Below are 13,157 nucleotides of genomic sequence, written 5' to 3' on the forward strand. Positions count from 1 at the left end.
CTATTTTTTAATATTGGGGATTTTGCTGCCAGTTTCCGTTTGCGAATTGAATCTCTTCGATAGGAACTGGGAATATTTCATTTTTTCCTGCCTTAAAACCAGCAATTTCCTGTGCTGCTTTACCTGTACGCACTAAATCGAAAAAGCGAATTCCTTCTCCAACAAATTCAAACCTTCTTTCTGACCAAATAAAATCGGTTAGGGCTGGTCCTGAAGCTGAGATGTCATGATTTGTATCTCCAAATGCACGTCGTCTTACCTCATTCAAATACGTTCTTGCTTTAGCATCGCCTAATCCTCCTCTGTTATAAGCTTCGGCAGCCATCAATAATACATCGGCATAACGAATCGCTCTGTAATTATTAGGGTTTGTCAGGTTTTGATCTCCAATATTAGAATCTCCCTGACGTGGTAAATATTTTCTGTTAAAATATCCCGTGTGTTTATATCCTGTACCGTAAGTTGCATTATTGGCTGCTGCCCAGGCAACAATATCCAGAATTGCAACATTTTTACGATTATCACCTACTTCAAATGCATTGGCAATTTTTGACGTTGGTACATTAAAACTATATCCTGAATCGAAAATAGGGCCTACATAATTTCTTATTCCATTAAAACCTACTGCTACGTTACCTTCACTACATTGTAAACAAGTAAAACCTGCTCCTTCTGCATCACTGTATTGTACTTCGAATACTGATTCTTTTCCGTTTTCTTCTGCGTTTTCAAAAATGGTATTATAATCTGTTATCAATGAATATTTTCCTGATTCAATTACTTTATCTAAAACTTTAGAGGCATCTGCAAATTTATCCTGATACAAATACACTTTTCCTAATAATGCCTGTGCGGCTCCTTTTGTAGCTCTACCTACTTGTGGGGCATTAGGGTTTAAATTATCGACAGCATAAAGCAAATCGGCTTCGATAGAAGCGTAAACTTCAGCAACTGATGAACGGGGAATTTTTTTCTCGTCATCTAATTTAAACCTCTTATCTCCATTTAACGGAATGCCACCAAACCATTTGACTAACTCAAAATGATAATATGCTCTTAAAAAATGTGCTTCGGCCAATATTTGGTTTTTACCCGGAAAGTCTGTTTTATCTTTAAACTCCAGGATATAACTTGCTCTGTTGACTCCTGCAAACATCCAGTTCCAGACATCTTTTATATTGCTGTTTACAGCCGTGTGCGTCATTTCGTCTACTTGCTGAAAACCAACTACGTCACTCGCGCTTTCTCCTCCTGCCGCTGTATTATCTGAAGCTATTTCGCCTAACAAAACATTTATATAAGTAGATTGCAGCAAATCATATGCACCAATTAAGGCATTGTTATAATCTGATTCTGAATTAAAATAGTTCTCAGAATCTATTGAATATACAGGCTCACGTTCTACAAAATTATCTGAACAAGAAACGCTCAAAGCTCCTAAAAGCACGATTCCTAATCCTATATTTATAATATACTTTTTCATTTTCTTGGTTTTTAAAAATTTAGATTTAGTCCCATTGTATAAATCCTTGGTGTTGGATAAAATCCGTTATCGATCCCTGATCCTACAGACGATTGCGAAATATTATCATCATTTGTTGGCCCTGTAATAGCGGCCGGATCAAAACCTTTGTATTTGGTAAAAGTGTACAAATTGTTTACTCCTACATACAAACGTAATTTTGAAATCCCGATTTTATCCGAGAATGTTTTGTTTAATGTGTACCCCAATTGTACGTTTTGAATTCTTACGAAAGAGGCATCTTCTACGTAATAATCAGAAAAAAGATTGTTGTTTGTAGCTCCGGTTGTCACTCTTGGAACTGTGTTACTCGTTCCTTCTCCGGTCCATCTTCCTAAAACATAATTGGATTTGTTTACATCTGTAAGTGTACGCTCGTAATTTCTCACCATATCATTTCCTATAGAAGCATAGGCATAGGCAAGAAAATCAAGATTTTTGTAGTTAAGAGTTACATTTAATCCCATTATTACGCTTGCAATCGGGTCTCCAATATACGCTCTGTCTTTACTATCAATTACACCATCACCATTTACATCTTTAAAACGAATATCTCCCGGAGCTGTCGCTGCTCCCAAAGCTGCCTGCGATGGATGTGCTGCAATTTCGGCCTGGTTCTGGAAAATTCCGTCTGTTTTATATCCGTAAAAATATCCAATAGGTCGTCCTTTTTCCATTCTTGACGGAAGAAGCGGCTGTCCAACACCAAAACCACCTGCATCTGTATAACCGGTACTATTGGCTACTTCTAGAACTTCGTTATCGATTGTGGTAATGTTATATCCGATATTAAAATTAAAATTATCTGATATTTTGTCTTTATAATTAACTGCAAACTCGAATCCTTTGTTACGTACAGAACCTGCATTCATAGTTGGTGAAGAAGCTCCCGGAGCATAAACTCCTGTTATTCCCGAAACCGGAATTTTTGGTATCAGTAATTTATCTCGTGTATCAATAAAATAATCAGCTGTAAAGTCCAGTTTATCATTCAATAAACGAAAATCAATCCCTACGTCAAACTTTTTGGCTTCTTCCCATTGCAATTTTGGGTTTGGTAATCCTCCAATTGCTGTTCCGTTTATCAGAGCGCCATTATATACATACGTTGCTTCTCCGTTTAATAATCCTGTATAACCATTAGGGCGTATTTGGTCATTTCCTAAAACTCCATAACTTAATCTGAATTTTAAGAAGTTTAACACACTATTATCTTTTAAAAATGATTCTTCAGAAACTACCCATCCTGCCGTAAATGACGGAAAGAAAGCAACTCTGTTCTCCGGGCCAAATTTCGTTGATGAATCCCTTCTGATTACTCCGCTTAAAAGATATTTTCCTTTAAAATCATATTCTAAAATTCCGGCATAAGAAACCCTTCTTTCATCATAACCATACGACGATACATCACGACCACCAGCCGGACTTGTTCCTTTTGCAAGGTTTATATCGGCATATTTCCATGAATTATTAGGAACATCATAACCTGTAGCTCCAAGTCCGGATCCCCAGGATTTATAAACTGTAGATACTAGGATTGCTTTAAGATTATGATTTCCAAAAAGTGTCTTTTTATATTCTGCAATAAGATCAAGTGTGTAATCATTATCGTTTACAGTATTTTGAGTTACACTGCTTCTTGTAATATCAAACACTTTTCCGCCGTAGCTTACTTGTTTAGAAAAGTTTCTGCTAATGCTATTTCCTGTATTAAAACCAATACGAGATGTAAATTTAAACTCTTTTGTAATGTCATAAATAAAACTAACATTTCCGTTTAGTTTTCTTAGCTTATAATCATTATAAGTATTTTCTATTTGTGCCAAAGGATTGATAATTTCAACTCCATAACCCGGTGCACTAGGAACTAAAGTATAATTTCCGTTTTGATCACGAACCGGCAAAGTCGATGGCGTATTGATCGCATTAAAAAGTACCGAACCCAAACCATTTTCATTCAATGAATCTCTGTCGAGATACGTATAAATAATATTTGTTTGCAGTTTCATATTACTGGCTAAATCTGCCCCTAAAGATAGCCTTGCAGTATTTCTTTTAAAATCAGATTTTGATCCTCCAATAATACCTTGCTGACTTAAATCTGATCCGCTTAATAAATAGGTGATTTTATCTGAACCTCCGGAGATGGCTATATCATTATTAATAACCGGAGCCGGGTTGAAGATTTCTTTTTGCCAATCTGTTCCTTTCCCTAATCCTGAAACATTAGGATAAGGCAATGCTTGTCCGCCATTAGCGTAACTTTCGTTCAGTAATAAAGCATATTCCGTAGCATTTAGCACCGACATTTTTCTGCTTGTTTCCTGTGTACCAAAAGAAGAGTTGAAAGAAACTTTGGTTTTAGAATTCTTTTTACCTGTTTTTGTTGTTACCAATACGATTCCGTTGGCTCCTAAAACTCCATAAACTGCTGCCTGCGCATCTTTAAGTACTGTTATCGACTCGATATCACTTGGATTTAAAATACTCAAATCTCCCTGATAGCCATCTATAAATACAGTTGCGGCATTATTTCCGTTTGTTGCAATACCTCTAATGTTTATATTCATTGGTGCTCCCGGAGAACCCGATTGCGCTGTAACGCTAACACCCGCAACGGTTCCCTGCAAGGCTTGCTCTACTTTAAGAGGATGAAGATCTTCGATGGTTTTGCTGGACACAACCGTAACTGCTCCGGTAACATCTCTCTTCTTTTTGCTGCTGTATCCTAATACAACAACTTCATCAAGCGATCTGGCATCGTCAACCATTTTAACTGTTATTTTGGTTCCTGAAACCGCAACTTCCTGCGTTTTAAAACCTATATAACTTAAAACAATTACAGTTCCTTTAGGAACTCCTGATAACTTAAAAGATCCGTCGAAGTCTGTGGTTGTACTTTGTGACGAATTTTTAACTTTTACATTTACGCCCGGTAGTGATAAACCCGAGCCATCTAATACTGTACCGCTTACATCAAAAGACTGCGAGAACGCATAAGATGTAAACAGCATTAGTACGGTTAGTAATAATCTAGATTTCATAATTAGTTAGTTTTTATTGAAAGATAAATTTATCTTATCCATTTAGGAAAACGACAATTTTAACCTCAACAAAAAACATACATCATAAAAAAATAACAGGTAAATTTAATATATCTCAAAATACACCCCTATTTAACTATAAATTAGGAATGTTAATTTCTTTAACATAAACACTACAAAATCACAACAAATCGTTAATGTTGAGGTAATGTATAGTTTTTTAGAAGCGTTTTTTGATGTACTATACAGCCAAAATATATTCGACTAAACCGTTTTCGTGCTGTAAATCCATTTTTTTACGCAAACGATACCTTTTTATCTCAACACTTCGAACCGAAATATTAAATAAAGGAGCAATTTCTTTTGATGAAAGGTTCAATCGCAAATAAGCACAAAGACGCAAATCGTTTGGAGTAAGTACGGGATGAAGCTGCTTGATTCTTTTTAGAAAATCTTTATCGGCATTATCAAAAGCTTCTTTGAATACATTCCAGGAATCTTCTTCGGTAATGTTTTTGTTTATCGTGCTTATAACCGATTTTATATTACTGCTATCGTTTTGACTGGTCTTTTTTAAATCTTCTTTTATAAAAGCCAACAATTCATTTTTACTGTTTAAACTCATGGTCGAAACTGCCAATTCTCTATTTTTATTGTCAACATCCTGAGAGAGCTGTTCGTTTCTAAGCTTCATTAATTGCTGTTCATTTTCAAGCTCTTTAATCTCCAGTAAAAGATTATTTTCTTCTATTAGTTTTTCTTTTTGCTTGCGATAATAATTGAGATACGCTTTGTTTACAAAATACGCCAGAACCATCATTAAAAGAAAATAAATAAACCACGCCAAATTCGTCAAATACCAGGGTTTTAAAACCACAAATGTATAGGTGGCCGTATTTTGTAAAATGGTATTGGCATATTTCGCCCTTACCTTAAAGGTATATTTTCCCGGCGCTAAGTTTTTAAAATTCACCGTAGCTTTTGTGCTCCATTCGCTCCAATCGTTCTGGAAACCCTCTAGCAAATACTGATATTCTGAGTTGATGTATTTATTATATTCCGGAACTGTGTAGTTTAAAGTGATGTTGTTTTCATTCGATTTAAATTCTCCTTCGTTCTGAATCGCAACATTCTTTAAGGTTTCATTTTGTTTATTAATGGTAATATCAGTTATGAAAACGGTATAGTTTTTAAAACTTAAATCCTCAATATTCAAAGTATAATAACCATCTGTAGTACCTATTAAGTAAGTCGATTTCGAAATTTGAGTAATGTTCTCAAAACCCAGCATCGAATTGGTCAAAGAAGACGGAATAGGAATTACATTCTGCTTTAACTGATTGCTTAATTTACTGGCAGAAAAATAATGGATGTAATTTTTAGAAAATAACCAGATTTTGTTCGAATTGTCTACGATTAATTTCCCGGATGTATATTCGTCTTTTTCGAAAATAGAACTTAATACATTATCTTTTTCAAACAGTTTTGTAGTTGGATTTAATTTGAAAATTCCGTCTTTGTACGCATAATAAATAACATTATTAAATTTGACTAAACTGGCGTTTTTACCTTTTTTAGGAGACTTATAAGTATAAAATCCATTTGTTTTTGATAAAGTCTGATCTAGTTTTAATCTAAAAATTCCTTTGTATTCATGGCTTACATAAACATCAAAATTCTTGGTAATTTCAAAATAACGTGAAGAATAATCAAAACCCTGAATTTTATTTTTAAAAATCCACTGATTGTTTACTTTTTCTAAAACCGAAATTCCGTAATAATTTCCCTGAAGTAATTGGTTCTTGGCATTTGGGACAGGTTCAAATTTCCAGGTTCCTGAAGCAGAAAAGATATTTCTTGCCGAATCGTTTGTGATAATAAAAGTTCCTGAGTCGTGACCGCAAAAAAGCGTGTTATCATAAACAAAAAGAGACCAAACCTGACCTTTTGTTCCGTTTATAAATTTAAACTCAGAATTGCTTTGAATATTTTTGTAAAATAATCCCTGATTGGTTCCTACATACAGCAAACCATTAAAAGTAGCCGAAGCATAAACTGTTCCCAGAACTCCAGTATCATCTGTAAAACTATGCACAGGCGAGTTGATATTGATGCAATTGATTCCGTTATCGAGTCCTGCCCATAAATTGCGGTCCTTATCTTCAAAAAGAGATAAAGCGGTATTATTGCTCAGTCCTTTGCTTTGCGAAATATGATATTTCATCTTTCCTGTATCTGATAAAATAAAAATCCCGTTCGAAACTGTGCCCAAGGCAAAACTTCCGTCTTCGAGAAGCTGACTGCTATATACAAAACTCGATTTTAGTTCGGCGTCAACATCTGTTACAAAACGCGTTAGAGTATTTCCTGATAATTTATAAATACCGTCTAATTGTGTCTGAATTAGTAAACCATCTTCTGTGGTAAATAGGTTTACCATCGTGAATTTTTTAAGAATGGGATGATCCGAAACTAATTTGGCTTTGCCGCTTTCTATTTCAAAAAGACCCTCTTTTATGGTTTGAAAATAAATGGCATTTTTATTTGCGAATGATTTAACCACGCCATTTTTTGGTGCAATGATTTTAAATTTCCCGGTTTTGGTATCATAAATATAAATTCGGTTTAAGGATTGAAATAAAATCCACTGATCGTATTTAAGAATATTCCAGAATTGCTCATCATCCAAAATTTTATTTTTGATGGTATCGCTGAGCGAAGTATACTTTAGTTTACCATTTGTTTGCCTTGTCCAGTAGCCAAAATTCATATAGCAACCAGTATAAATTTTATTTCCAATTACTTTTACAGATCGCATTATGGTTTCATTGGGCGTAGGATACAATTGCCAATTTGTGCCGTTATATTCTAAGAGACCTTCATTGTTGGCAAAATACAAATAGTTCTGATCGTCCTGAGCGATCATCCAACTTTGATTTCCTGCACCATAAACAGAAGATGAATATTTGATAATGGGCGGAAACTCCTGCGAAAACAAGAGAAAACTGATTGAAAAAAGCAGAAAAGTAAATTTAGTTTTCAAATTGAGCCGTGGTATGAATTGTTACTAAAACAGTTCTAAAATAGCTTATTTTATATTGAAACTGCAAATTTTTAATAAATATGATGTAAGATATTAGATTTGATTTCACCGTAACTCAATTAGCCAATGGTTTCGGACGTGATCATATTACATCCCCTTGGTTGAAACCACTGGCTATGTTTAACAAAGAATCTCAAATATAGCGCAAGGTTTTAATCTTTGGAAACAGATTTAATTCACCTTTTAGCTATTGCTTAAGTTTTATATCAATGGGAATTATGTTAAAATTTGGAACAATCCCATTAACAAAACTCAATTCAAAATTGATTACTTTTGTAAAAATTGACTTTTTGTATGCAGATTGATCTTTCTACACTCGACCCAAAACATAATATTATAATTAAAGGAGCACAGGTACATAATTTAAAAAATGTAGATGTGGCTATTCCCAGAAACAAACTTGTTGTAATTACAGGTCTTTCAGGATCAGGTAAATCCAGTTTGGCTTTTGATACTTTATATGCCGAAGGACAACGCCGTTATGTAGAGAGTTTATCCTCCTACGCGCGTCAGTTTCTTGGACGATTAGACAAGCCAAAAGTAGAATATATAAAAGGTATTGCTCCTGCAATTGCCATTGAACAAAAAGTAAATACAACGAACGCGCGTTCGACTGTAGGAACTTCGACCGAAATCTATGATTACGTAAAGCTTTTATTCGCAAGAATTGGCCGTACTTATTCGCCAATTTCAGGACTTGAAGTCAAAAAAAATACCGTTACCGATGTTGTTGCCGATGTAAAAAATATGCCATTAGACAGCAAATGGATGCTTCTGTCTCCTATTCATCTTGAAGAAGGAAGGAAACTCGAAGACAAGCTAAAAGTATTGCTGCAACAAGGTTTTGCACGTATTTTGGTCGATAACGAAATGGTACGTTTAGATGAATTTACGCCTACAGAAATTCATAAATTAGACAATAAAGATATTTTATTGATTATTGACAGGATTGTAGTTAAAGACGAAGAAGAGTTTTATAATCGTTTGGCCGATGCTGTACAAACCGCTTTTTTTGAAGGAAAAGGAATTTGTTACCTTCAGGAAGTAGGCTCAGATAAAAGATTTACGTATTCGAATAATTTTGAATTAGACGGCATTACGTTCTTAGAACCAAACGTTCATTTATTCAGTTTTAATAATCCTTACGGAGCTTGTCCGGTTTGCGAAGGTTACGGAAATATTATTGGTATTGATGCTGATTTAGTAGTGCCAAATACTTCTTTATCGGTTTTTGAAAATGCTATTTATCCGTGGCGAGGAGATAGTATGAGCTGGTATAAAGACGAACTGGTAAAACACGCTTATAAATTTGATTTCCCAATTCATAAACCGTATTTCGAACTTACTGAAGAGCAAAAAGACCTGATCTGGAAAGGAAACAATTATTTTCAAGGTCTAAACGGTTTCTTTAAAGAACTTGAAGAAAAAAATTATAAAATTCAAAATCGCGTAATGTTATCGCGTTACCGCGGAAAAACAAAATGTCACGCGTGTCGCGGAAAACGTTTACGCGAAGAAGCTTCATATGTAAAAATTAATGGTAAAACGGTTTCTGATTTAGTCGATTTACCAATTAAGCATTTGGTCACTTTTTTCAAAAACATTGATCTAAATGTTTACGAGCAGCAAATTGCAAAACGTTTGATGGTCGAAATCAACAATCGTTTATCATTTTTGACAGAAGTTGGTTTAGATTATCTGACTTTAAACAGAAATTCTGCCACACTTTCCGGTGGAGAATCACAGCGTATTAACCTGGCCACTTCATTAGGAAGCAGTTTGGTAGGATCGATGTATATTCTTGATGAGCCAAGTATTGGTTTACACCCAAAAGATTCTGAAAGATTGATCAAAGTTTTATTGTCGCTTCGTGATTTAGGAAATACCGTAATTGTAGTTGAGCATGATGAAGATATCATGAAAGCTGCTGATATGATTATTGACATTGGTCCTGAAGCAGGAACTTTTGGAGGTAATCTTGTTGCTCAGGGCACTTACGATGAAATTTTAAAATCAGATTCCTTAACGGCTAAATACCTTAATGGAGATTTAGAAATCTCTGTTCCTAAAAAGAGACGAAAATTCAAAAATCATATTGATATTGTTGGGGCGAGAGAAAATAACTTAAAAAATATTAATGTTACTTTTCCTCTGGATGTCCTAACGGTAATTACCGGAGTTTCAGGAAGTGGAAAAAGTACTTTGATCAAGAAGATTTTGTTTCCGGCCATGCAGAAAAAACTGGAAAACGCATCTGAAAAAGCAGGTCAGTTTAGCGATATTAAAGGTTCATTTTCTCAGATAAAACATATCGAATATGTTGATCAAAACCCTATTGGAAGAAGTTCAAGATCAAATCCTGTAACGTATATCAAAGCTTATGATGATATCAGGGATTTATATGCCAAAGAGAAATTATCTAAAATAAGAGGTTATCAGGCTAAACATTTTTCTTTTAACGTAGATGGTGGCCGCTGTGAAACCTGTAAAGGAGAAGGCTCTATAAACGTCGAGATGGTCTTTATGGCCGATGTTTCTTTACCTTGTGAAACTTGTGGTGGCAAACGTTTTAAAAAGGAAATTTTAGAAATCAATTTCGACGATAAAAACATCAATGATATTCTAACGATGACTATTGATGATGCTATTGCCTTTTTCGATAAAAATAAACAAACCAAAATTACACAGAAACTTCAGCCGCTACAAGATGTTGGTTTAGGCTATGTGCAATTAGGTCAGTCTTCTTCTACTCTTTCCGGTGGAGAAGCACAACGTATTAAACTGGCTTCGTTTTTAGTAAAAGGGGCTACAAAAGACAAAGCTTTATTTGTTTTTGATGAGCCTACAACCGGTTTGCATTTTCACGATATCAAAAAACTATTAGCTTCTTTTGATGCTTTAATAGACAAAGGACATTCGATCATTGTCATCGAACATAATCTGGATCTTATAAAATGCGCCGACTGGATTATTGATTTAGGTCCTGAAGGAGGAGAAAACGGAGGTTATTTATTAGCCACAGGAACTCCGGAAGATGTTGTAAAAGAAAAGAAATCTGTTACGGGTATTTATTTAAAGGACAAATTATAGGAGAAAGATTCTGAGGGACTGAGTTGCTAAGGTTCTAAGGTTAAGAAAATTTCAAATAAAAAATCCAAATTCCAATGATCTTATTAATCATATTGGAATTTGGATTTTTTTTAAATTTTGCGATTTAAATTTGTTAAGCGACTAAACATCGTTCTTCAAAGGGGAAACCATCTTCGTCGATGGCAACTAATACTTTTTTCTGTTTTGATGCCTCAATTGTGAGATAAAGCCATGCAAATGACCACAATCCTAAGGTTAGACAAAAAATAATGAAATTTAAACCATGATTTACTACTTTCCCGCCCTTGGAAAGGACTGCAAAAAGGAATTCATCATTTCTCTCTTCTAATGTAAATCCGTTATGAACTTTGTTTGATATCATATTAGAAAACACCTGTAAGCTCTGCTCCTGACTAAGTCCATTGTTCTTCATAATCATTACGTAAAAAAATTAATCCAAATACTGCAAAAATTACTCCACGCTTTTTAACATTTTCAGCGTAGTAATCCAACTTAATAAACATAATAACACACACTTTTATTGTCTTAAATGAGATCTTTTTTATCCTATTAAGGAAAGTGTTGCTAAATTCTTAGCTAAAGTTAATTTTTATAAAATTAACTTCAAAATAAATTAGTGTTAAAATTTTAAGGTTAGTAGCACATTATCAATTTGTTAGCTCTTATTCTTAATATTAAAAGAAGGAGCTTCGTAATCATTTTTCAAATAACTCTCCGGAATAGTAGTATTATTTCCGTCGCGTACGGCATTATAATGCGGTGACATAATTTCGATTCCGGCTGCATTAAATGAATCCTGAATATTTTGATGCAATGAGGAATAGATCATTGGTTGATTTGTAGGGTGTTTCGTATATACATTAATTTGATATGAAACATAAAAATCATCCAGGCTGGTTTGCAACACAAAAGGCGATGGAGTCTGCTCGATCATCTCCGTTTTTAATGCTGCTTCAATCAAAGCCTTATGAATGTCTTTCCAGGGCACATCATAACCAATTGAAACAACAGTATGAATTAGTAATCCATTATTAACATGCTTTGTATTCGAAGAATAATTTGTAGAAGTGCTGGATAAAACTGTGGCATTGGGTATCGTAATATCTTCAAATTTCGGCGTTCTGATTCGGGTTACCAAGGCTGTTTTTTCAATCACTTCTCCGCTTACATCTCCTATTTTTATAAAATCACCAATTTTAAACGGACGCATATAAGTAATAACCAATCCTGCAACCATGTTGGCAATAGCATTTGACGAACCTAAAGAAAACAAAATCCCCACAAAAACAGAAACACCTTTGAAAATTGGAGAATCTGATCCCGGCAAATACGGAAATATAATAACCACCATGAAGGCCAACAATAGAAACCTAATGATATTAAATGTAGGCATCGCCCAATCACTGTAAAAGCCATCAATTTTTATATTCTCTTTTTTTATCTCATCAAAAAAGAACCGGATTATTTTTATAGTGTATTTAAAAATGAAAACAATAACTACTATGGTAACAAAACTTGGTAAAAAGTCAACAAATCCCATAACAGCTGATTTTGCAGGCGTAAGAATCCATCGTAATAATGTTGTCGTGTAAGCTTCTGTAGCCGGAAAAATACTAAATAATAAAGGCAACGAAAAATAAACAATCAAAACCAAAGTAAAACCTTTTACAAAGCTATACAATCGCATTAATAGTCCTTGTTGTTTTTGTGGCGAAAGAATACTGATGTTATTATAAGTAAAACCTTTAAAGTATTTATCGCTGTTTTTAAGAATATGCAATCTTATTCTATTGAAAAGCCTACCTACAAAATACAAAACGATGCCAATGATAAGGATTAGCAATGCAGTATATCCCAATCTTTTAGGAAGCATCGAATAATTTTCGTTTTGATAAATGACAGCTTTTTTTATGGCGTTCAAATTTCTTTTGGCAATAAAAGCACTAGTTTGATTTTCAGCTTTTGCATCAACACCAAGGACTGACATGATAATCAAATCATTCTTATAAATGATATCCTGAGAAATATCAGAAGGAACAACGAGAATAGAATCTTCTTCAAAAAAAGAATCTTCATATAGTTTTCTGATTTTTTCGGTAATGGCATTTGCTCTGTTTTCGGCAGAAAAAGAACCTACTTTATTATAAACATAAAAAAGCGTGTCCTTGAATGGGCTTACAGGATATCCTTTTGGTTTTATTTCAGTTGCAACTTTTTTGGAAGTTTGTAAACTATCATTTTGAGCAAAAGCCAATGAGGAAGATAAAACAATAAAGAGCGCTAAAAAACAAAGTAATTTCTTTTTCATATCTTGTTAGCAATAAGTTGGTTATCCTTCTAACAAATATAAAAACAAAATAGATTAGAATTTAAATTA

6 protein-coding genes are annotated in these 13,157 nt (G+C 34.1%); 1 reads left to right on the forward strand and 5 read right to left on the reverse strand.

The genetic code is table 11. From position 1 onward, the window contains the following. Positions 1 to 7: 7 nt before the first annotated feature. The 3 genes from ACIDC4_RS03240 to ACIDC4_RS03250 form a co-directional block, all read right to left on the reverse strand. Positions 8 to 1,483: a RagB/SusD family nutrient uptake outer membrane protein gene (locus ACIDC4_RS03240; RefSeq protein WP_412041724.1), complete on the reverse strand. Its 1,476-nt coding sequence runs from the start codon at positions 1,481 to 1,483 to the stop codon at positions 8 to 10. An 11-nt stretch (positions 1,484 to 1,494) separates the two neighbouring features. Then, complete coding sequence (locus ACIDC4_RS03245) at positions 1,495 to 4,566, reverse strand: SusC/RagA family TonB-linked outer membrane protein (RefSeq protein ID WP_412041725.1); 3,072 nt, start codon at positions 4,564 to 4,566, stop codon at positions 1,495 to 1,497. Between the two features lie 241 nt (positions 4,567 to 4,807). Beyond that, a complete protein-coding gene (locus ACIDC4_RS03250; protein WP_412041726.1) occupies positions 4,808 to 7,609 on the reverse strand; it encodes a triple tyrosine motif-containing protein in 2,802 nt (933 codons plus the stop codon). A gap of 354 nt (positions 7,610 to 7,963) precedes the next feature. Between ACIDC4_RS03250 and uvrA the strand changes: the two genes are divergently transcribed. Continuing rightward, positions 7,964 to 10,759 carry an excinuclease ABC subunit UvrA gene (gene uvrA, locus ACIDC4_RS03255; RefSeq protein ID WP_412041727.1) on the forward strand — a complete coding sequence of 932 codons (2,796 nt, stop codon included), beginning with the start codon at positions 7,964 to 7,966 and terminating at the stop codon, positions 10,757 to 10,759. Positions 10,760 to 10,892: 133 nt separating this feature from the next. Here uvrA and ACIDC4_RS03260 read toward each other — a convergent pair whose 3' ends face one another. Continuing rightward, a complete protein-coding gene (locus ACIDC4_RS03260) occupies positions 10,893 to 11,192 on the reverse strand; it encodes a DUF8108 domain-containing protein (protein ID WP_065447970.1) in 300 nt (99 codons plus the stop codon). 243 nt (positions 11,193 to 11,435) lie between these two features. Then, a complete protein-coding gene (locus ACIDC4_RS03265) occupies positions 11,436 to 13,088 on the reverse strand; it encodes a mechanosensitive ion channel family protein (RefSeq protein ID WP_412041728.1) in 1,653 nt (550 codons plus the stop codon). Between the last annotated feature and the right edge of the window lie 69 nt (positions 13,089 to 13,157).

This window comes from Flavobacterium sp. C3NV, from assembly GCF_046825355.2.
Lineage (GTDB): Bacteria > Bacteroidota > Bacteroidia > Flavobacteriales > Flavobacteriaceae > Flavobacterium.

Bases quoted from the DNA above. Each gene is read 5' to 3' on its own strand.
- ACIDC4_RS03240 (WP_412041724.1), bottom strand. From the start codon at position 1,483: ATGAAAAAGTATATTATAAATATAGGATTAGGAATCGTGCTTTTAGGA.
- ACIDC4_RS03245 (WP_412041725.1), bottom strand. From the start codon at position 4,566: ATGAAATCTAGATTATTACTAACCGTACTAATGCTGTTTACATCTTAT.
- uvrA (WP_412041727.1), top strand. From the start codon at position 7,964: ATGCAGATTGATCTTTCTACACTCGACCCAAAACATAATATTATAATT.
- ACIDC4_RS03260 (WP_065447970.1), bottom strand. From the start codon at position 11,192: ATGAAGAACAATGGACTTAGTCAGGAGCAGAGCTTACAGGTGTTTTCT.
- ACIDC4_RS03265 (WP_412041728.1), bottom strand. From the start codon at position 13,088: ATGAAAAAGAAATTACTTTGTTTTTTAGCGCTCTTTATTGTTTTATCT.